This window comes from Curtobacterium sp. MCLR17_034, from assembly GCF_003234485.1.
Classification (GTDB): Bacteria; Actinomycetota; Actinomycetes; order Actinomycetales; family Microbacteriaceae; genus Curtobacterium; species Curtobacterium flaccumfaciens.
Genome location: NZ_QKTH01000030.1, coordinates 1 through 20,631, shown reverse-complemented (window position 1 = coordinate 20,631; position 20,631 = coordinate 1). Strand labels below are relative to the sequence as shown.

At 72.4% G+C, this 20,631-nt stretch carries 18 protein-coding genes; 13 read left to right on the top strand and 5 right to left on the bottom strand.

The features are described 5' to 3' along the window. Positions 1–64: 64 nt before the first annotated feature. The 8 genes from DEI98_RS18060 to DEI98_RS18025 all read left to right on the top strand — a co-directional run bounded on the left by DEI98_RS18060 (position 65) and on the right by DEI98_RS18025 (position 9,324). Positions 65–1,219 carry an extracellular solute-binding protein gene (locus tag DEI98_RS18060; RefSeq protein WP_111101533.1) on the top strand — a complete coding sequence of 385 codons (1,155 nt, stop codon included), beginning with the start codon at positions 65–67 and terminating at the stop codon, positions 1,217–1,219. Beyond that, positions 1,216–2,310 (top strand): ABC transporter permease, encoded by a 1,095-nt coding sequence (locus DEI98_RS18055; protein ID WP_110864482.1) that lies wholly within the window; start codon positions 1,216–1,218, stop codon positions 2,308–2,310. The genes DEI98_RS18060 and DEI98_RS18055 overlap by 4 nt, the downstream gene beginning before the upstream one ends. Beyond that, positions 2,307–3,119, top strand: a complete 813-nt coding sequence (locus DEI98_RS18050; protein ID WP_017886992.1) for an ABC transporter permease — start codon at positions 2,307–2,309, stop codon at positions 3,117–3,119. Before DEI98_RS18055 ends, DEI98_RS18050 begins: the two co-directional genes overlap by 4 nt. Positions 3,120–3,202: 83 nt before the next feature. Next, on the top strand, positions 3,203–4,279 hold the full coding sequence (locus DEI98_RS18045; RefSeq protein ID WP_228513241.1) for an ABC transporter ATP-binding protein: 1,077 nt from the start codon (positions 3,203–3,205) through the stop codon (positions 4,277–4,279). A gap of 110 nt (positions 4,280–4,389) precedes the next feature. Then, entirely contained in the window at positions 4,390–5,910 is a 1,521-nt protein-coding gene (locus tag DEI98_RS18040; RefSeq protein ID WP_181438088.1) for an inositol monophosphatase family protein, read from the top strand. Between the two features lie 722 nt (positions 5,911–6,632). Continuing rightward, the gene (locus tag DEI98_RS18035) at positions 6,633–7,418 is read left to right on the top strand and encodes a hypothetical protein (RefSeq protein WP_258370720.1); all 786 of its coding nucleotides are present in this window, start codon (positions 6,633–6,635) and stop codon (positions 7,416–7,418) included. A gap of 59 nt (positions 7,419–7,477) precedes the next feature. After that, complete coding sequence (locus DEI98_RS18030) at positions 7,478–8,479, top strand: ATP-binding cassette domain-containing protein (protein ID WP_111101531.1); 1,002 nt, start codon at positions 7,478–7,480, stop codon at positions 8,477–8,479. After that, entirely contained in the window at positions 8,476–9,324 is an 849-nt protein-coding gene (locus DEI98_RS18025; RefSeq protein ID WP_051596514.1) for an ABC transporter permease, read from the top strand. Before DEI98_RS18030 ends, DEI98_RS18025 begins: the two co-directional genes overlap by 4 nt. Here DEI98_RS18025 and DEI98_RS18020 read toward each other — a convergent pair whose 3' ends face one another. After that, positions 9,325–9,987, bottom strand: coding sequence for a response regulator transcription factor (locus DEI98_RS18020; protein WP_110862716.1), 663 nt, complete (start codon positions 9,985–9,987; stop codon positions 9,325–9,327). Beyond that, positions 9,984–11,219, bottom strand: a complete 1,236-nt coding sequence (locus DEI98_RS18015) for an ATP-binding protein (RefSeq protein ID WP_111101530.1) — start codon at positions 11,217–11,219, stop codon at positions 9,984–9,986. Before DEI98_RS18015 ends, DEI98_RS18020 begins: the two co-directional genes overlap by 4 nt. A gap of 114 nt (positions 11,220–11,333) precedes the next feature. Here DEI98_RS18015 and DEI98_RS18010 point away from each other — a divergent pair, with 114 nt between their 5' ends. From DEI98_RS18010 to DEI98_RS17995, 4 genes are all read left to right on the top strand, one after another. Next, positions 11,334–12,746, top strand: coding sequence for a PspC domain-containing protein (locus DEI98_RS18010; protein WP_181438087.1), 1,413 nt, complete (start codon positions 11,334–11,336; stop codon positions 12,744–12,746). Positions 12,747–12,757: 11 nt separating this feature from the next. Further along, on the top strand, positions 12,758–13,036 hold the full coding sequence (locus DEI98_RS18005) for a hypothetical protein (protein ID WP_111101528.1): 279 nt from the start codon (positions 12,758–12,760) through the stop codon (positions 13,034–13,036). A 154-nt stretch (positions 13,037–13,190) separates the two neighbouring features. Beyond that, the gene (locus tag DEI98_RS18000; RefSeq protein WP_258370939.1) at positions 13,191–15,092 is read left to right on the top strand and encodes an amino acid transporter; all 1,902 of its coding nucleotides are present in this window, start codon (positions 13,191–13,193) and stop codon (positions 15,090–15,092) included. Continuing rightward, the gene (locus DEI98_RS17995) at positions 15,089–16,096 is read left to right on the top strand and encodes a DMT family transporter (RefSeq protein ID WP_220037093.1); all 1,008 of its coding nucleotides are present in this window, start codon (positions 15,089–15,091) and stop codon (positions 16,094–16,096) included. The genes DEI98_RS18000 and DEI98_RS17995 overlap by 4 nt, the downstream gene beginning before the upstream one ends. A gap of 73 nt (positions 16,097–16,169) precedes the next feature. Here DEI98_RS17995 and DEI98_RS17990 read toward each other — a convergent pair whose 3' ends face one another. Then, on the bottom strand, positions 16,170–17,852 hold the full coding sequence (locus DEI98_RS17990; protein ID WP_111101526.1) for a long-chain-fatty-acid--CoA ligase: 1,683 nt from the start codon (positions 17,850–17,852) through the stop codon (positions 16,170–16,172). 95 nt (positions 17,853–17,947) lie between these two features. Between DEI98_RS17990 and DEI98_RS17985 the strand changes: the two genes are divergently transcribed. Continuing rightward, positions 17,948–18,874 carry an oxygenase MpaB family protein gene (locus DEI98_RS17985; protein WP_071405489.1) on the top strand — a complete coding sequence of 309 codons (927 nt, stop codon included), beginning with the start codon at positions 17,948–17,950 and terminating at the stop codon, positions 18,872–18,874. Positions 18,875–18,956: 82 nt separating this feature from the next. On the opposite strand, the gene DEI98_RS17980 is transcribed toward DEI98_RS17985, so the two are convergent. Both DEI98_RS17980 and DEI98_RS17975 read right to left on the bottom strand, forming a co-directional pair. Further along, a complete protein-coding gene (locus DEI98_RS17980; RefSeq protein ID WP_110864493.1) occupies positions 18,957–19,946 on the bottom strand; it encodes an aldo/keto reductase in 990 nt (329 codons plus the stop codon). Further along, positions 19,943–20,509 carry a TIGR03086 family metal-binding protein gene (locus tag DEI98_RS17975; RefSeq protein WP_111101525.1) on the bottom strand — a complete coding sequence of 189 codons (567 nt, stop codon included), beginning with the start codon at positions 20,507–20,509 and terminating at the stop codon, positions 19,943–19,945. Before DEI98_RS17975 ends, DEI98_RS17980 begins: the two co-directional genes overlap by 4 nt. Positions 20,510–20,631: the final 122 nt, after the last annotated feature.

Genomic DNA, 20,631 nt, shown 5'->3' with positions numbered 1-20,631 from the left:
CACCCGCACACCCGCACGCCCCACCCCCGCACACCCCACGCACCACGGAACAGGGAGAACCCACGTGAAGACCCGAGTCCTCGCCGGCCTCGCCATCGCGGCAGCCGCGACCGTCGCACTCTCCGGCTGCGTCCAGAGCGCCAACGCCTCGAACGCCTCCGACACCGACGGCACCACCGACCTCACCGTGTTCATCAGCGGCGACACCAACGTCCAGGACCTCTGGGACAAGTCGCTCATCCCCGCCTTCGAGAAGGCGAACCCGAAGATCCACGTCAGCACGAGCATCGACCTGCACGGCGAGCACGACGCCCAGACCCAGGCGAACCTCGCCACCGCGGTCAAGGCCGGCAAGTCCGTCGCGTACGACCTCGTCGACGCCGGCTTCGTCACCACCGCCGGCAAGGCCGGGCTGATGGCACCGGTCAGCGACAGCACGATCCCGAACCTGAAGGACGTCCCGGACGCCACGAAGCAGCAGGGCGGCGACAGCGCCATCCCGTACCGCGCCTCGAGCGTGCTGCTGGCGTACGACGCGAAGAAGGTCACGGACCCGCCGAAGACCCTCGACGACCTGCTCGCCTGGATCAAGGCCAACCCGGGCGAGTTCGCCTACAACTCCCCGTCGTCCGGCGGTTCGGGTGGCTCGTTCGTGGCCACGGTGCTCGCGAAGTACCTGACGCCCGCCGAGCAGGAGACGATGCAGACGAAGTACGACAAGTCGCTCGAGTCGAAGTGGGACAAGGGCTTCGCGGCCCTGAAGGACCTCGGTCCGTCGACGTACCAGAAGGGCGTCTACCCGAACGGCAACGACCAGGTCGTGCAGTTGCTCGGCAGCGGCCAGATCGCGATGGCCCCGGTCTGGAGCGACCAGTTCATCACCTCGCAGAAGACCGGCATCATCCCGAAGACCGTCAAGGCCGTGCAGATCGACGACCCGTCGTTCACGGGCAGCGCGAGCTTCCTCGGCATCCCCAAGACCGAGCCGAAGGCCAAGAAGGCGGCAGCCGAGAAGCTCGCCGACTTCGTGCTCAGCGCGAAGGGGCAGCAGCTCGTGGCGAGCGCCGTCTCCGGCTACCCGGTGATCCCGCTCGACAACGTGCCGAAGTCGGTCGCCGAGCAGTTCGCCGACGCGAACCCCTCGCAGCTCCGCCTCGGGTTCCAGAGCGACTTCGCCGCCGACATGAACGCGGCGTGGGACGCGAAGGTCCCGCAGTGACCCAGACCGTCCAGGACGGCCCGGCAACCGGCCGGGAGGCCCGTGGCGACTCCGAGCTCGCAGGCTCGCTCGGCGCGTCCCGCGCGTCGCTGGCGCGCCGCCGCTCAGCGGGACGGGCGGGCCTCCCGCCCGTCCCGCCCCACGCACAGGGCCCGGCGCACCCCGCCAGCGGGCGCACGGCGCAGGAGCGGCTGGCCAGCCGCCGGCGGTGGCAGGGCCTCGCCCTCGTCGCAGCCCCGGTCCTGGTCGTCGTCCTGTTCGTCGGCGTCCCGGTGGTGAACGCCGCCCTGTTCAGCCTCGGGTTCACGGGCGGCCTGAACCAGGCGCTCGCCGACATCGGTGGCGACACCGTGCGCGGCTTCTCGTTCGCGGTCTACGCGACCCTGCTCGGCAACGCCACGTTCCTGCGCGACCTGGTCGCGACGCTCGGGGTCACCGCGCTGTCGACGGGCCTGACCGTGGGGCTTGCCGTCGTCGTCGCGGTGATCCTGCGGCTCCGCGGAGGCTTCCTCGGCAAGACCCTCAGTGTCCTGGCCGTGGTGCCGATCTTCGTGCCGGTGGTCATCGCGAGCTGGTCGATCCTGACCTTCACCGACGCGCAGGGGTTCCTCCGGAGCCTCGGTGCGCAGTTCGGCCTCGACGTCCCGGTGTGGGGCTACACTCTCGTCGCCGTGGTGTTCGGCAGCGTCTGGACCAGCCTGCCGTTCGCGGTGCTCATGATCGCCGGGGCGCTGCAGGGCACCCCGGACGCCCTGGTCGAGGCCGCGAAGGACGCCGGGGCGAGCACCTGGCGCGTCGTCTGGCAGGTGCTCCTGCCGATGGCCGCGACCCCGCTCGTCATCGCGACGACGTTCACCGTGATCGGGGTGCTCGGTTCGTTCACCGTGCCGTACTTCACCGGTCCGAACGCGCCGACGATGCTCGGCGTCGACATCTCGAAGTACTTCCAGGCCTACAACCGTCCGCAGCAGTCGACGGCGATGGCGTTCATCGTGTTCGCGTTCGCCGCGGCCGCGAGCGTCTTCTACCTCCGCTCGACGGTCCGCTCGAACGCGGGCGAGCTCGACGAGAAGCGTCAGGAGCAGCAGTGATCAAGCGTCTGACCGGCAACGCCCTCGTCTGGGCGACGGCGATCGTGCTGGCCGTGTTCATCCTCGGGCCGCTCGTCTGGCTGGCGGCCCGGGCCTTCGCCACGACGTGGACCTACCCGAACCTGCTGCCCGACGGCTGGACCCTGCAGTGGTGGGGCACCGTGTTCGAGGACCGCAGCCTGGCCGTCGCGGTGCAGAACTCGCTCGTCCTCGCCCCGCTCACGGTCCTCATCGCCGCGGTGGTCTGCCTGCCCGCCGCGTGGGCGATCAGCCGCATCGAGTTCCCGGGGCGGCGCCTCGTGCTCGTCGGGCTGTTCGCGACGAACGCGTTCCCGAAGATGGGCCTCTTCGTCACGATGTCGGCGATGTTCACCGCGCTGAACCTCATGAACACGGTCACCGGCATCCTGATCGTGCACGTCCTGGGCTGCGTCGTGTTCATGACCTGGCTGCCCGCCGCAGCGTTCTCGGCCGTGCCGCGGTCCCTCGAGGAAGCCGCCCGCGACGCCGGGGCCAGCCGCTGGCGCACCTTCTGGAAGGTGACGTTCCCGATCGCCTGGCCCGGGATCCTCGTCGCGATGGTGATGTCGTTCCTGGCGTCCTTCGACGAGGCGCAGGGCACGTACCTGGTCGGCGCCCCGACGTACATGACGATGCCGACGGCGATGTACTCGCTCGTCCTGAACTCCCCGCGCCAGGTCTCGGCGGTGTTCGCGATCGCGCTGAGCATCCCGTCCGTGGTCCTGCTGCTGCTCGCCCGGAAGCACATCATGGGCGGCCGACTGGCGGACGGCTTCCAGATCCGATGACCCGGCCGCGACCGACCGGGCCGACACCCGGACAGACACCCGGACCGACACCGATGACCCACACCAGCACGAAAGGCGACCAGATGACGGACGCAACGCTCGTCGCGGAACGCGCACCGGGCCTCCAGGCCGACGGCAGCACGACGGACCGGACCCGATCCGGCGGCCTCACCATCCGCGGACTGCGCAAGACGCTCGGCGGACGCGACGTCGTCGCCGGCATCGACCTCGACGTCGCGAAGGGCGAGCTCGTCTCGCTCCTGGGGCCGTCCGGCTGCGGCAAGACCACGACGCTCCGGATGGTGGCGGGGTTCCTGCCCGCCGACGGCGGCGTCGTGACCATGGGGGACCGCGACGTCACGTCGCTCGGTCCGGAGCGCCGGCCGAGCGCGATGGTGTTCCAGAACTACGCGCTCTGGCCGCACATGACGGTGACGCAGAACGTCGCGTTCCCACTGCGGACCCGACGGGTGCCGAAGGCGCGGGTCGCCGAGCGGGTGCGCGACGCGCTCGAGCTCGTCGGCCTGAGCCACCACGCCGGCTCGAAGCCGACCGCGATCTCGGGCGGTGAGCAGCAGCGCGTGGCCCTGGCCCGCGCCATCGTGCAGGAGCCGGACGTCCTGCTCCTCGACGAGCCGCTGTCGAACCTCGATGCGAAGCTCCGCGTGAGCGTCCGCGACGAGATCCGCCGCATCCAGCAGCGGCTCGGCATCACGACCGTGATCGTGACGCACGACCAGGACGAAGCGCTCAGCATCTCGGACCGGATCGCCGTGATGCACGACGGCCGCATCGAGCAGATCGCGACCCCGACCGAGCTCTACGCCCGCCCAGCCACGAGCTTCGTGGCGTCGTTCATCGGGTCGACGAGCGTCGTCACCGGACGGTTCCTCGCCGGCACCTCGGTCAGCCCGACGGCGGCCGACACGGTGCTGGTCCGCCCCGAGCAGGTCGCGCTCACCGACGACTCGCCGATCCGTGCGACGGTCGCGCGGGTACTCATGCGGGGGCACTTCGCCGAGGTCGTGCTCAGCACCGACGGCGCGGAGCTCCGCGCCTACGTCACCGGGCCACCGCCGGCGGTCGGCACCGAGACCGGGGTGCGCCTGGGTGAAGTGCTCGTCCACCGCGACGGCGTGCTGCTCGAGGTCGCCCGATGAGCGCGGGGGTGCCGACGTCGACGGTCTCGGCTGCGGCGGCTTCGGTTGCGGTTGCGTCTGCGTCTGCGGTCGACCGTGTGGTCTCGACCGGCGCGGACGGGAGGCCCGGCGTGCGTCCGCCACGCCTCGTCGCCCACCGCGGCGCGCCGCGCGTCCGGCGTGAGAACACCCTGCCCGCCATCGCGGTCGCCGAGGCGCTCGGCGCCGAGGTCATCGAGGTCGACGTCCGCCGCACCGCTGACGGCGTCGCCGTCCTGCTGCACGACGAGACCCTCGGCCGGATGTGGGGCGACGCCCGCCGGGTGTCCGACGTCGACTGGTGCGACGTCGCCCGGCTCGGCAACGGCCTCGACCGGATCCCGCGGCTCGACGGCGCGCTCGAACGCCTCGACGGCTGCAGGTCGACCCTGCTCGTCGACCTGACCGACGCCGAGGACGCCCTGGTCGCCGCCCGCACCGTGGCGGGCTTCACCGGTTCCACCGCGGTGGCCTGGTGCGGAGCACCGGCGGCGATGACGGCCGTCCGCTCCGTGCTGTCCGACGCCGACGTCTGGCTGGCGTGGGAGTCGCTCGACCCGCCCGTCGCCGCGGACCTCGAGGCGCTCGCGCCGTCGACGCTCAACCTCGACGTCGCGTTCCTCACCCCGCGCACGGTCGAGGTCGCGCACGCCCTGGGCCTGCGCGTCGCCGTCTGGACCATCGACGACGTCGAGCCCGCCATCTGGGCAGCCCGGCTCGGTGTCGACTCGATCACCACGAACGACGTCGGGTCCATCGGAGCAGCCCTGTCGGCGGCCGAGCGCGACGGCTGGCCCGAGCGCGACCGCGAGCCCACCGAGACCGAGGTCGCCTCGCGCGCCCAGGCCCTGGCCCACCGCATCGCCCACGAGGTCATCGCCTACACGCGCGAGCACCCGGTCAGCGAGGTCCACACCAAGGCGAACCCCGCCGACCTGGTCACCGACGTCGACCGCCTGGTGGAGCAGCACGTCCGCTCCCGCGTGCGGATGGTGTTCCCGACGCACGGGTTCACCGGCGAGGAGTACGGCGAGGCCCCCGGCGACCGGCACCGCTGGTTCCTCGACCCCGTCGACGGCACCACCAACCTGGCCAACGGCGTGCCCTGGACCTCGATGTCGCTCTGCCTGACCCGTGGCGGCCGTCCGCTCGTCGGCGTCGTCGCGGACCCCTGGCGCGGCGAGGTGCTCGAGGCCCGACGTGGCCGCGGCGCCACGCTGCGCGACCGCCAGCTCCGGCTCGACGACACACCCCGGCCGCTCGCCGGTGCCGTCGTCGGCACCGAGCTCGACGGACACCGCCCGTGGCCGGGGTTCGGGGCGTTCCTCGACGCCCTGGCCGACCGGTCGTGCACGCTCCGGGTGCAGGGATCGGGCACGTTGACGATCGCCCAGGTCGCGGCCGGGCGGGGGATCGGCGGCTGCGTCTCGGCGTTCAACCCGGTCGACCACGGTGCCGCGGTGCTGCTCGTGCACGAGGCCGGGGGCGTCGTGCTGACGCGATCCGGCCCCGTCGAGGGCTTCCCACCCGTGGGGGAGCCGTTCCTCGTGGCACACCCGGGGGCCGCGGACGAACTGCACGCGGTGTGGACGGCGGCGCTCGCCGCAGGGTGAGCCACGCGGCGCACGGTTGAGCCGCGGCGCACGGTGCGGGGCCTGCGATCCGGTGCGGGGTTGACTGCCGGGTGCGGCGCTGCAAGCGCGCACGGGGCTGGGAACGGCGCACGGGGTGCGGAGGTGCGCACGGTGCGGGCTGGAGGCGCGGTGCCAGCCCGGCACGCGCCTCCCGGCCGGTGGGTGGTGGGCACGGTGCTGGGTCTGCGATCCGGTGCGGGGTTGGCTGCTGGGTGCGGCGCTGCAAGCGCGCACGGGGCTGGGAACCGTGCACGGGGTGTGCAGGTGCGCACGGTGCGGTGTCTGCGATTCGGTGCGGGGTCGGCGATGCGGTGCGGGGTTGGCTGCCGGGTGCGGCGCTGCAAGCGCGCACGGGGCTGGGAACCGCGCACGGGGTGCGCAGGTGCGCACGGTGCGGACTGGAGGCGCGGTGCCAGCCCGGCACGCGCCTCCCGGCCGGTGGATGGTGCGCACGGTGCGGGGTCGGCGATGCGGTGCGGGGTTGGCCGCTGGGTGCGGCGCTGCAAGCGCGCACGGGGCTGGGAACCGCGCACGGGGCGCGCAGGTGCGCACGGTGCGGACCGGGGGCGCGGTGCCAGCCCGGCACGCGCCTCCCGGCCGACTCTGAGCGGGCGCTCAGTCAGCCGACGCCGGGGGTTCGTAGTGTTGCAGTCCACGACGGGTCCGACCGGGCTCACCGTGCACCTGAAGGAGCATCGACCATGGGATTCCTCGACCGCCTGCTCGGACGTCCGGAGCGAGACCGATCCGCCGACGCACAGCAGAACCAGTGGGGGCAGCCGCCGCAGCAGCAGGGCTACCGGTACGGCCAGCAGTCGTACCAGCAGCCCGCGCCGCAAGGCGGAGGCGACCAGTACGGCGTCCCGCAGTGGGGCGGTGCACCGACGCAGCAGCAGGGTGCGACGACCGACGACGAGCGTGCGGTCGAGCGCTACCGCTACCTGCTCCGCACGGCACCGCCGGAGCGCATCGAAGAGGTCCACGCCGAGGCCTTCGCCAAGCTGACCGACGAGCAGCGGCGCATGGTCTACGACGAGTTCACCCGGACCGCGCCTCCCGGTGAGGCGCCCCGTGGCGACGACCCCCGCTCGCTGGCCCAGTCGGCGACCCGCTCCGAGATCCGCCAGCCAGGCTTCATGGAGCGCTCGCTCGGCGGCGTCGGTGGCGGCGGACGCTTCGGCGGCCAGCGCGGCGGTCCGTCGTTCGGCAGCATGATCGGCGCCTCGATCCTCGGGACCGTGGCCGGCTACGTCATCGGTTCGGCGATCATGAGCGCCTTCCTGCCCGACCCCGGATCGTTCGATGGCGGTACCGACGCTGCGGGTGACGGTGGTTCGGAGGACACTGGTGCTGAATCCGGTGATGCCGGGGCGTCCGACGGCGGCGCATCCGACGGCGGCGGCTTCGACAATGCGGGCTGGGGCGACAGCGGATCCGACTTCGGCGGTGGCTTCAGCGACTTCGGTGGTGGTGACTTCGACGTCTGAGTGACGTCCGTCGCTCCACCGGACCCCCGGGTACCCACCGTGTCCGACGAAGGAGCGACATGGCCATCATCGAAGCCTCCGGGCTGACCAAGACCTACAAGTCGAAGTCCGGGCCGGTGCACGCGCTGGCCGGACTCGACCTCTCCGTGCCGCAGGGCACCGTGAAGGCGCTGCTCGGGCCGAACGGAGCGGGCAAGACCACGGTGGTGAAGGTGCTGACCACCCTCATCACGCCCGACTCGGGCACCGCGACGATCGACGGCATCGACGTGATCGCCGACCCGCAGGCCACCCGCCGGTCCATCGGTGTGTCCGGGCAGTACGCGGCGGTCGACGAGAACCTGACCGGGTTCGAGAACCTCGAGATGATCGGGCGGCTCTACCACCTCGGCCGCCGGACAGCGCGCGATCGTGCCCGGGAGCTCATCGACATCTTCGACCTGTCCGAGGCGGGGGACCGCCCGGTGAAGGGCTTCTCCGGCGGCATGCGGCGCCGCATCGACCTCGCCGGGGCGCTGGTGATGAACCCGCGCGTGCTGTTCCTCGACGAACCGACGACGGGCCTCGACCCCCGGAGCCGTCTGGCGCTCTGGGGCATCATCGAGGACCTCGTGGCCGAGGGCGCGACGGTGCTCCTCACCACCCAGTACCTGGAAGAAGCCGATCGGCTGGCCGACGACATCGCGGTCATCGACGACGGGGCCGTCATCGCCGAGGGCACCGCGGACCAGCTCAAGGCGCAGGTCGGCGGGCACCGCGTGGTCGTGACCCTGGTCGACGAGGCCGACGGCGACGCGGCGACCACGGTGCTGCGCCGCTACGGGGTCGGCGAGGTCGAGACCTCGGGCGACGGCCGCACCCGTGCCATCGCGGTGGAGGCCGGTCCGGCCGCCCTGCAGCGCGTGCTCGCCGACCTCGGCGAGGCCGGCATCGAACTCCACGACGCCGGCATGCGACGCCCGACCCTCGACGACGTCTTCCTCCGCCTGACCGGACACGCCGCGACGGACGACGACGCCGACGAGCCCGCGGCCACCAAGCAGAAGGAGACGGCACGATGACCACCACGTCCCTCGCGCCGGGCCGCCAGCTGCCCGTCGTCGTCACCTCGCCGCTCGCCGTCTGGGTCGAGGACGGCTGGACCGTCACCAAGCGGAACCTCATCAAGCTCAAGCGGTCGCCGGACATGCTCGTGTTCGCCGTGCTGCAGCCGATCATGTTCGTGCTGCTGTTCAGCCAGGTCTACGGCGGCGCCATCCAGGTGCAGGGGACCGACTACACGCAGTTCCTGATGGCGGGGATCTTCGCGCAGACCGTGGTGTTCGGTGCGACGTTCTCCGGGTCGGCGATGGCGCAGGACCTGAAGGAGGGGCTGATCGACCGGTTCCGGACGCTGCCGATGTCGGCGTCCGCCGTGCTGGTGGGGCGCACGAACTCCGACCTCGTCCTGAACTCGATCTCGATGGCGATCATGATGCTCACCGGCCTGGCGGTCGGGTGGCGGGTGAACTCGTCGCCGCTCGAGTTCCTGGCCGGCATCGCCCTGCTGCTGCTGTTCAGCTACGCGTTCAGCTGGGTCATGGCGCTGCTCGGCATGAGCGTCAAGACGCCGGAGGTCATCAACAACGCCTCGTTCATGATCCTGTTCCCGCTGACGTTCATCTCGAACGCGTTCGTGCCGAGCGACACCCTGCCGCTGGTGCTGCGCGTGTTCGCGGAGTGGAACCCGGTGTCGTCGCTCGTGCAGGCCGCGCGCGAACTGTTCGGCAACGTCGGGTCCGCCCCGGTGCCCGACATCTGGACGATGCAGCACCCCGTACTGACCGTCCTGATCGGGATCGCCGTGATGCTCGTGGTCTTCGTGCCGTGGGCGGTCAACAAGTACACCCGCATCAGCGCGAAGTGATCAGAGCAGCTTGCGCTGCAGCGCCCACGCGGTCAGCTCGTGCCGGTTCGACAGCTGGAGCTTCCGCAGGACCTTCGACACGTGCGTCTCGACGGTCTTCACCGAGATGAACAGCTCCGTCGCGACCTCCTTGTAGGCGTACCCGCGCGCGATGAGCCGCATGACCTCCTGCTCGCGCGCGGACAGGCGGTCCAGCTCGGCGTCGTGCTGCGCGGTCTCGCCGCTAACCGCTCCGAACGCGTCGAGCACGAAACCGGCCAGGCGCGGCGAGAACACCGCGTCACCGTCCGCCACGCGGGCCACGGCCTCGGCGACCTCGGCACTCGACGAGCTCTTCGTGATGTACCCGCGGGCGCCGGCCCGGATGACCCGGACGACGTCGTCGGCGGCGTCCGACACGCTCAACGCGAGGAACCGGGTGTCCGGGTTCTCCGGTGCGGACCGCGTGATGACCTCGGCGCCGCCGCCGCCGGCGCCGCCCGGCAGGTGCACGTCGAGCAGGACGACCCGCGGGCGGGTGGCCGCGACAAGCGTCACGGCTTCGTCGACGGTCGCCGCCTCACCCACGACCTGGAGGCCCGGTGGCAGCCCGGCGCGCACGCCGGCTCGGAAGATGGAGTGGTCGTCGACGATCGCGACGGTCAACGGGGCGGGCTCGGTCATGCGTGCTCCTCGTCGTGGGCCGCGGGTGCGAGCGGCAGGGTCAGCCGGACCTCGGTGCCGGTGCGGCCCGGCCCCGGCGCGATGGTCGCGTGGCCGCCGAGGCGCTGCATCCGGCCGACGATCGACTCGCGGACGCCGTACCGGCCCGCGGGCACCGCGTCGACGTCGAACCCCGGGCCGCGGTCGCGGATGCTGAGCTCGACCCGGTCGCCGGCGGTCTCGGCGTACACGCTCACGGTCCCACCGGCGTGGCGGGCGGCGTTGAGCATCGCTTCGCGGGCGGCGGCGACGAGCCCGTCCGGCAGGTCGCTGCGGGCGGGCCCGACCGCGATGACCTCGATGCGGGCGGGGTACTCGGCCTCGATGTCCACGGCGGCGTCCCGCAGCTGCGTGCCGAGGTCGCGCGCCGGTTCCGCCTGTTCGGTGAAGAGCCAGGACCGCAGCTCGCGCTCCTGCGCCCGCGCCAACCGCGCCGCGTCCGAACCCGGCTCGGCCTTCTGCTGGATGAGGGCGAGGGTCTGCAGCACCGAGTCGTGCAGGTGTGCCGCGAACTCGGCGCGCTCGAGGTCGCGGACGCGGGCGGCGCGTTCCTCGGCGAGGTCGCGGACGAGCCGGACCACCCACGGGGCGACCACGACGGCGACCCCGACCAGGACGGCCACCGCGGCGGTGAGCACGGTCCAGACGTTCGGGCGGCTGCTCGTCGTGAAGAACAGCAGGATGCCGAGCACGACGAGCACCAGGGCCCCGAGCGCCCGGACCACGAGGGCGGAGGACCCGGCCGTGCGGACGTTGCGGAGTGCGTCGAACTGCCGCCAGGCGAGTGCGGCGCCGGTGACGACCACGACGCCGGGGACGATGACCTCGAGGGGGACGGCCACCCCCATCCGCGCTGCGACCACCGCGCCGGCGGCGGCGAGCAGGGCCAGGCCGAGCAGGATCTCGACGACCGGGGCCCGCCGGGCGGACGCGGTGGTCTCGTCCTGGTCGACGACGGCGGCCGGGGTCAGCACGGACTTGAGCGGTGCACGTCCGGCGGCTGCCCCGGCGGCGGCGCTCGGCACGGTCGCCCAGAGCCAGGCGTAGAGCAGCAGCCCGGCGCCACCGCAGACCACCAGGACCGCGGTGGCGAGCCGGACGGCCCCGACCGGCAGCCCGGTGTGCGCCGCGAACCCGCTGCAGACACCGCCGACGACCCTGGGGGTCGGGCGCGTCATCGTCGCGGTGGCCATGGGGCAATCCTGGCACCCGGACGGCGGTCGCAGCAGGTTCCGGGGCCGGGATCAGGGACCGGTCAGGGGGAACCCCGATGGTGTCGGCGGAGCACTGCCGGGATGCTGGTGGCCATGACCGATCACCAGCACGACTCCGCTCCCGGCACCGCCGCCGGCAGCGCCGACTCGACGACCCGGTTCTTCGACTGGGTCCGCGGCCTCGGCATCGCGCGCACCGACGACCGCTGGCTCGCCGGCGTGTGCGGTGCCGTCGCCCGCCGAACCGGGCTCGACCCGCTCGTGGTCCGCGGCGTGACGATCGTCGTCGCGCTGCTGGGCGGGCCGGTCCTCCTCGCCTACGCCGTCGGCTGGGCACTGCTGCCCGACGCCGCCGGACGCATCCACGTCGAACGGATGATCCGCGGGGTCCTCGACCCGGCACTCATCGCGATCGGCGCCTTCGTGGCGCTCACCTTCGTGCCCGCCGCCCGCGGCCTCTGGTGGCAGGGGGCCCCGGACGCCTGGGGGATGCCCGGATGGCTCGAGGCGACCCTGGCCACCGCGTGGAGCATCGTGCTCGTCGGCGGGATCGTCTGGCTCATCGTGGTCCTGGCCCGACGCGGGGTGGACGGCGATCGGACAGCGGGCAGCGGCACCGGCACCGGCACCGGCACCGGCAACGACCCGAGCGGTGCACCGCGGGGCGACTTCTGGACCAGCCCCGAGGAGCCGCACCCCGCCCGGAACGCGTGGACCGCGGCGGCGACCGGCGCGACGGACGCGGGACGGGCCTCCTGGCAGTGGGGTGCACCCGCGAGCCCCGAGGACCGGCGACGGCAGCACGAGGAGCGGATGCGCGCCGAACGCGAGCGGGCGGCCGAACGGCGGGCCGAGCGGGTGGAGCGGCGACCCGGGGCGGCGTACGTCGCCGTGTCCCTCGGACTCGCACTCGTCGCCGGAGCCGGGGTCGCGTTCTGGGCGCAGCAGGCCGGGTGGTCCGTCCCGGTCCTCGGGATCGCTGCCGCGCTCGCGGTGCTGGCGATCGCCACGATCGTCGCCGGGATCCGCGGCCGCGATGACGACGTGCTCGGACTGTTCTCGACGGTCGCAGCGGTGGCCCTGGTGGTCACCGGGGTCCTGCCTGCCGGCACCCAGGTCTCGCTGATCGGCGGCACCACGTGGCAGGTGGAACGGGCCGCCCCGGGGACCGAACGGAACTTCGCGATGCTGGCCGGCGGTCCGACGCTGGACCTCCGCGAGCTCGAACCGTCGGCGGTCGGGGGCGACGTGAACCTCTGGCTGGGTGCCGGCGGAGCCGAGGTGCTGCTGCCGACCGACCTGCCGGTGCGCGTCGAGGTGAGCGGTGTCGGCTACGGGGTCGACACCGGCGGGGGCGACGACGACGGCACCGGTGGGGTGCTCCGGACCACCACGCTCGAGAACCGTGCGGCACGCACGGCCGATGCGGACGAGATGACGACGGTGCACCTGTGGATCCTCGGCGGCGGCGTCGACGTGCCGCGGGCGATCACGGTCGGCGAGTGAGGAACGGGACGATGACGAACGACGGAACGACCAACGACGCGGCGACTGCACCGGTGGCCTCCCCGGTGGCTCCGGACGGGCCCACCACGCGGCCACGACGCAACGGTGCACGCTTCGGCACGATCCTCTGGGGTGTGCTGCTCCTCGTGTTCGCCGGAGCGATGGCCGTGAGTGCGCTGCCGATGTTCTCAGTGGACACCACGACCCTGCTGTTGGCCGCCTGCATCGCCGCCGGCGTGCTGCTGGTCGTGGCGGGGATCGTGGCGGCCCTGTCCCGCACACGGCGGTAGTCCGACCGCTCCGTGCACAGGGCTGTCCAGGTGTGCACGGGGGTCACCCGGACGGCTTAGCATCATCCACGTGACCGCGACAGACGCCGAGCGGGCCGCCCAGCGCGACGCCACCGAGCAGCCCCTCGACCGCAGCACCCGCCTGCGCCGGTGGATGCTGCACGGGGCTGACCAGGGTGCCTCCCACCAGGGCCCGCACCAGGTCGAGGTCGAGAAGACCCACCCGTGGTGGCGGGTCATGTGCCTGACCGGCGTCGACTACTTCTCCACCCTCGGGTACCAGCCCGCCATCGCTGCGCTCGCCGCGGGTCTGCTGTCGCCGATCGCGACGATCGTCCTCGTGCTCGTCACGCTGTTCGGCGCGCTGCCGGTCTACCGCCGGATCGCCCACGACAGCTTCCGGGGCGCCGGGTCGATCATGATGCTCGAGAAGCTCCTGCCGTGGTGGGCGGGCAAGCTGCTCGTGCTGGTGCTGCTCGGGTTCGCCGTGACGGACTTCATGATCACGATGACCCTGTCGGCGGCCGACGCCACGGCGCACATCGCCGAGAACCCGTACACGCCGCACTGGTTCACCGAGATCCCGGTGCCGCTCACCCTGGCGCTGCTGCTCCTGCTCGGCATCGTGTTCCTGCGCGGGTTCAAGGAGGCCATCGGCATCGCGGTCGGCCTCGTCGCGGTGTTCCTCGCCCTGAACGCCGTCGTCATCATCGTCGCCCTCTGGCACGTGTTCGAGAACCCGATGGTGGCGAGTGACTGGTGGTCCGGGCTGACGGCGCAGCACAGCAACCCGCTCGTGATGGTCGGCATCGCCCTGATCGTGTTCCCGAAGCTCGCGCTCGGGCTCTCCGGGTTCGAGACCGGTGTCGCGGTGATGCCACAGGTCCGCGGCGACGCCACCGACGACACCAGCGACCGACCCGAGGGCCGGATCCGTGGCACCAAGCGCCTGCTGACCGTCGCGGCGCTCATCATGAGCTCGTTCCTCATCACGTCGTCGATCGTGACGACGTTCCTCATCCCGCAGCGCGAGTTCCAGCCCGGCGGCGGTGCGAACGGGCGCGCCCTGGCGTACCTGGCGCACGAGTACATGGGCGGCGTGTTCGGGTCGATCTACGACTTCTCGACCGTCGCCATCCTGTGGTTCGCCGGCGCGAGTGCGATGGCGGGGCTCCTCAACCTGGTGCCGCGGTTCCTGCCGCGCTACGGCATGGCACCGCAGTGGGCGCGTGCGGTGCGTCCGCTCGTGATCATCTTCACGCTCATCGCGTTCGTCATCACGATCATCTTCCAGGCCGACGTCGACGCGCAGGGCGGCGCCTACGCCACCGGCGTGCTCGTGCTCATCACGAGCGCCGCGGTCGCGGTGACGCTGTCCGCGCGCCGCAAGCAGCAGCGCAAGCGCACCATCGCGTTCGGCGTGATCTCGGTCGTGTTCGTCTACACCACCGTCGCCAACGTGATCGAGCGGCCCGACGGCGTGCGGATCGCGGCGATCTTCATCATCGCGATCGTCGTGGTGTCGCTCATCTCGCGCGTGCGGCGTTCGTTCGAGCTCCGGGCGTCGTCGATCGAGCTCGACGCGACCGCCCGCCGGTTCGTCGAGGCCGACGCCGACCAGTTCAGCTCCGTCTGCATCATCGCGAACGAACCCGGCGCCGGCACGGCCGAGGCGTACCGGGCGAAGGGGCGCGAGGAACGCCGCGACTCCGGCATCCCGGCCCGCGTGCCGACGATGTTCCTCGAGGTCCTGCCCGCCGACTCCTCCGACTTCGAAGAGGACCTGGTGGTCGAAGGCCACGTCATCCACGGGTTCCGCGTGCTCAAGGTCCGCTCCGGCAACGTCCCGAACACCATCGCGTCGACGCTCCTCGCCATCCGCGACCTCGCCGGGGTGGTGCCGAGCATCTACTTCGAGTGGAACGAGGGCAGCCCCATCCGCAACGCACTGCGCTTCGTGTTCACCGGTGCCGGCGACGTCGCCCCCGTCACGCGCGAGGTCCTGCGCGAAGCGGAACCCGAAGTGAACCGACGGCCGAGCGTCCACGTCTCGTGAGCCACGGACCGGGCGCGGGGCGTGCCTCCAGGCCCGTCGGCGGCCTGGCGGCGATCGCGGTCGCCGCGGCTGTCTGGGGCACCACCGGGACCGCGACGCACTTCGCGCCCGGTGTGCCGGCGTTCGTGTTCGGTGCGGTGACCTTCGGGCTCGGCGGACTCGTGCTCGCCGCGACCGCTGGTCGGGGCACGCTGCGTGCCGTCACGCAGCGCCGGACTCGCGGCTGGGCACTGCTCGGGGCCGCATCGCTCGTGGTCTACGCGGTCGCGTTCTACGCGGCCCTCGCTGACGCCGGGGTCGCGCTCGGCACGACCCTGGCCATCGGCTCGTCGCCCGTCTTCGCCGGCCTGGTCGAGTGGGTCGCCGACCGGAGGCGCGTCACCCGGCGGTGGGTCGTCGCCACCCTGGTGAGCGTGGTCGGCATGGTCGTCGTCACCCTCGCGCGCTCCGAGCACGACGGTGGCGGGCGGTCACTCGCGGTCGGCGTCGGCAGCGCCCTGGTCGCCGGTCTGACGTACGCGCTGTACTCGTGGGCGGTGGCGCGGGGGATGCACGCCGCGACGAGCCGGATGCCGATCGCCGTCGGTCGCGCGGAGTCCGACAACATGCCGGTCGGCGGGGACGTCGGGGTCGCGGCCGCGCGAGCTGCCCGCGGGCCGAACGAACGCGGCCTCGTCGGCGCGGTGTTCGGGGTGGCCGCGGTGCCGCTCGTCGTGCTCGCCGTGGTGGCGGGCGGGCCGTTCCTGACCGACGCCGGCAACTGGCCGGTGTTCCTCTACCTGGCGCTGGTGCCGACGGTGATCGGGCACTCGCTGTACGCGCTCGGCCTCCGGACGGTGACGGCGTCGGTCGCGACGCTGCTGTCGTTGCTCGAGCCCGTCGTGGCCGCGGTGCTCGCGGTGCTCGTGGTGGGGGAGCGCCTGGGGACCGGCGGATGGGCCGGTATCGTGCTGGTGGTGGCCGGGCTGTCCGTGCTGGCGCTGCCCGCGCGGCGCGCCCGCTGACCAGCGGCGGCGCACCCGGTGACCAGCAGCGGCGCCCGCGTCAGCCGGACCGGCGCCGACCCGGGGCCGCCGGTCAGCCGTCCAGGATCTGGTCCCGCACCTTCCGCCGCAGCACCTTGCCGATCATCGACCGCGGCAGGTCTTCGACCACGACGACCCGGCGCGGCACCTTGTACGCCGCCAGGTGCTCGCGCGACCAGGCCCGGAGCGCGGCCCCGTCGAACGTCGAGGGGTCCTTCGGCACGACCGCGGCGACGACCTGCTCGTTGCCGCCCTGCGTGATGCCGACGACCGCGACCTCCTTGACGCTGGGGTGCTTCAGCAGGGTGTCCTCGACCTCGGACGGCGACACGTTGAAGCCGCCGGTGATGATGAGTTCCTTGAGGCGGTCGACGATCCGGACGTACCCGTCGCCGTCGATGGCCACGATGTCGCCGGTGCGGAACCAGCCGTCGGGCGTGAAGACCTCGTCGGTGGCCTCGGCCTTGCCCCAGTAGCCGCGGAACACCTGGGGGCCGCGGACCTGCAGTTCGCCGGGCTCGTCGATGCCGAGCACGGTCGTGTCGTCGTCGGGGTCGACCACGCGCGCCTCGGTGGAGGACAGCGGCAGGCCGATCGACCCGAGTCGGCGCTCCGGGGAGACCGGGTTCGCCATCAGGACTGGGGAGCACTCGGACAGGCCGTAACCCTCGACCAGGTAGCCGTCGGTCCGGGCCTCCCACGGTTCGACGATGTCCTGCGACAGCGGCATGGCGCCGGAGATGCCGATCTCGATGCCCTTGAGCGACACCTTCGCCGAGTCGGCCGCGTGCTGCAGTCGGGCGTAGATCGGCGGCACGGCCGGCAGGAACGTCGGCGGGTGGCGCTTGATCGCCGTCAGGACGAGGGCGGGATCGAACGCGGGGAAGAGCACGAGCCGCGAGGCCATGCTCATCGCGAAGGTCAGGCAGAGGGTCAGGCCGTAGGCGTGGAACATCGGCAGCACCGCGTACACGACGTTGTCGCCGCGGCGGATCTGCGGCACCCACGCCCGGGCCTGCGCGGCGTTCGCCAGCAGGTTCCGGTGGCTCAGCACCGCGCCCTTCGGCGTCCCGGTGGTGCCGGACGTGTACTGGATCAGTGCGACGTCGTCGGTGTCCGGCCGCGGGTGCCGCTTCGACAGCTTGCGGGTGTCGGCGAGGTCGTCCCACTTGACCGTGCCGCGGACCTTCGCCGTCAGCTTCGCGCGGGACTCGCGGGCCTTCGCGACCGGCAGCGACAGGGCGAGTCGGGTGCTCCGGGGCATGGCCCGGGTGATGTCGACCGAGACGATCGCGTCGAGGTGCACGTCGGCCGGGAAGTCCTGCAGCGTCGCGACGGACTTGTCCCACGCGATGGCGACCTTGGCGCCGTGGTCCTCGAACTGGTGGCGGAGCTCCCGCGGCGTGTACAGCGGGTTGTGCTCGACCACGATCGCGCCGAGACGCAGCACCGCGTAGAACGCCACGATGTGCTGCGGGCAGTTCGGCAGGACGATGGCGACGCGGTCACCCGCGCCCACGCCGAGCTTCCGCAGGCCGTTCGCCGCGCGGAGGATCTGCTCCTCGAGGTCGGCGTAGCTCGTGGTGCGCTTGAAGAACTCGAGGGCGACCTGCCTGGGGAACTTCCGGGCCGACTGCTCGACCAGGTCGTACAGGGAACCACTCTGTTCCTCGATGTCGTGCGGGACCCCCGGGGCGTACGAGGCAAGCCAGGGACGAGGCGTGTCGATGCTCACCCGACCCAACCTAGTGGGCCACCCCCGTGCACGCTGGGAGGGCCACTTTGCGCGATGCCACCCCCGCGCCCAGGTGACGGACGGAACATGACGACATGTCCACTGTCTCCGACGTCTTCCGGTCCCGCCTCAACCAGACGTTCACGGGTGGTTCGACCGGCACGGAAGCCTGGATGGACGACCTGGAACACGGCACCGACGCGGGCTTCTTCGGTCCGGGCTCCGCCACGTGGGCGGTGCACGGCGGGAGCCACGGCATCGTCGCCGGCGTGCGGGCACTGCTCGTCCAGGCGCTGCACCCCGGCGCGCTCGCCGGCGTCGCCGACCACTCCCGGTACCGCGAGGACCCGTTCGGTCGCCTGGCGGGCACCAGTCGGTGGATCGCCACCGTCACGTACGGCGACCGGCAGACCGCCCGCAGCGGCAGCGACTGGGTGCTCCGGCTGCACGAGCGGGTCCGCGGGCAGTACGTCGACGCGCACGGCACCGCCCGCCCCTACGCGGCGAACGACCCAGACCTGGCGCGCTGGGTGCACCTCGCGTTCACCGACGCGTTCCTCCGCGCCGCCCAGCGCTGGGGAGGCCCGATCCCCGGCGGCGCCGACGCCTACGTCCGCGAGTGGGCCGAAGCCGGGCGGCTCATGCGCATCGTCGACCCGCCCGAGTCCGAGGCGGAGCTCCGTGCCCAGATGAACGGATACCTCGACCGCGGCGAACTCCTGGTCGACTCGCGCACCCGCGACGTCGTCCGGTTCATCAAGGACCCGCCGCTCTCCCGTCTGCTGCGGCCCGGCTACCGCGCCGTGTTCCAGGGAGCGGTGTCCACGCTCGACCCGCGGCACCGCTCGCTCCTCGGCCTCCGTGCGCCGATCGTCGGCCCGGTCGAGCTGCCGGTGGTCCGCACCACGAAGCTCGTGCTCGACGGGATCGGTGCGGTGCTCGATGACCAGACCGGTTCCGAACGGGCCGCGCGGCGGCGCATCGCGCGCCTGCAGCGCGCCGACGGCAGCGCGGTCGCCTGAGCACGGCGGTCACCGCGACCACGTGACTGACGGGAGGCACGGTGCCAGCTGGCACCGTGCCTCCCGTCCGCTCGTGGGGGCCTCAGAAACCCGACGGCACCCGGGGCGTGTAGGCGGACTCGAGTCGCGTGACCTCGTCGTCGGTGAGCGTCAGCGAGGCGGCTGCGACCGCGTCGTCGATGTGGTGCTCCTTCGTCGCGCCGACGATGGGCGCGGAGACCGCGGGCTTGCCGGCGACCCAGGCCAGGGCGACCTGCGCCATCGGGACGCCGCGCTCCGTGGCGACGGCCTCGACCGCGTCGACGATCGCGCGGTTGGCGTCCTCGTCCTGCTTGTAGAGGGTCTTGCCGAACTCGTCGGTCTGCGCGCGTGAGCCCGAACCGGAGGCGTCCCAGGGGCGGGTGACGCGGCCGCGGGCGAGGGGGCTCCACGGGATCACGCCGACGCCGGTGTGCTCGCAGAAGGGGAGCATCTCGCGCTCCTCCTCGCGTTCGAGCAGGTTGTACTGGTCCTGCATGCTCACGAACTTCGTCCAGCCGTGGCGCTCCGCGGTGTGCTGCATCTCGGCGAACTGCCACGCCCACATGCTGCTCGCGCCGATGTAGCGGGCCTTGCCGGCCTTGACGACGTCGTGGAGGGCCTCCATGGTCTCCTCGATCGGCGTCACCGGGTCGAAGCGGTGGATCTGGTACAGGTCGACGTAGTCCGTGCCCAGGCGGGTCAGGGACGCGTCGATCTCGTGCATGATCGCCGCGCGGGACAGCCCGGCGCCGTTCCGGCCGGGCCGCATCCGGTTGAAGACCTTCGTGAAGACCTGGACGTCCTCGCGCGGAGCCAGCTCGGCGAGGAGCGTGCCGGTGATCTCCTCGCTGCTGCCGTCCGAGTAGACGTTCGCGGTGTCGAAGGTCGTGATGCCGGCCTCGAACGCCCGGCGGACGAACGGGCGGGCCTCGTCGATGCCGACGCTCCAGGCGTGCGAGCCCCGGTCCGGGTCGCCGTACGACATCATGCCGAGGACGACGCTGCTGATCTCGAGCCCCGAGTTGCCGAGGCGCTTCGTGTCGGTGGTCATGCTGCCACTCTGGCATCGCGGCCTGTGACGGCGAGCAGGCGGATCTGGAGCGGGGTGTCCTCGGTGACGTCGACCGGGGGTGCGTACAGGCCGGTGGCGGCGAGGTCCTCGATCTGCGGCTCGAAGTACTCCCACACGGCGCGGACGAGCTCGTCGGGCAGGGACTCCTCGGTGCCGGTCGCCCGGGCGAGGTCCCACGTGTGGATCGTGATGTCGCTCGTCTGCTCGGTGAGGTACTGCGCGGCGGGCACGACGTCGGTGCTGAGGTGCACGGGGGTGTCCTGCGGGGCGTTCCGCCAGGCGTCGGTGGCCGCGGTGGCGAACCGGTGCCACTCGGCCACCAGGTCGTCGCCGATCGGCTCGAGGTCGGCCTGGGCCTGGGCGTAGTCGCACCCGGTCAGGAGCTTCGGGATCCAGCGCTGCTCGTCGACGACGTGGGCGACGAGGTCGCGGGTGGTCCACTCGGAGTCGGGGGTGGGGGCGTCCCAGTCGGTGACGGCGGCGACGCGGCGGCCGAACTCGGCTGCCGCGAGGGCCTGCATCGCGATCCAGTCGGTGGCCATGGTGGTGCTCCTGTTCGTCGTGCGGGCGTGCTCGTGGTTGGTGCTTCTCGTGCAACTCGGGGTCCGGCGTGCGGATTCCCCTCGGTGCCGTCGCACGTGCCAACGTTACGCGGGGGCGGGGG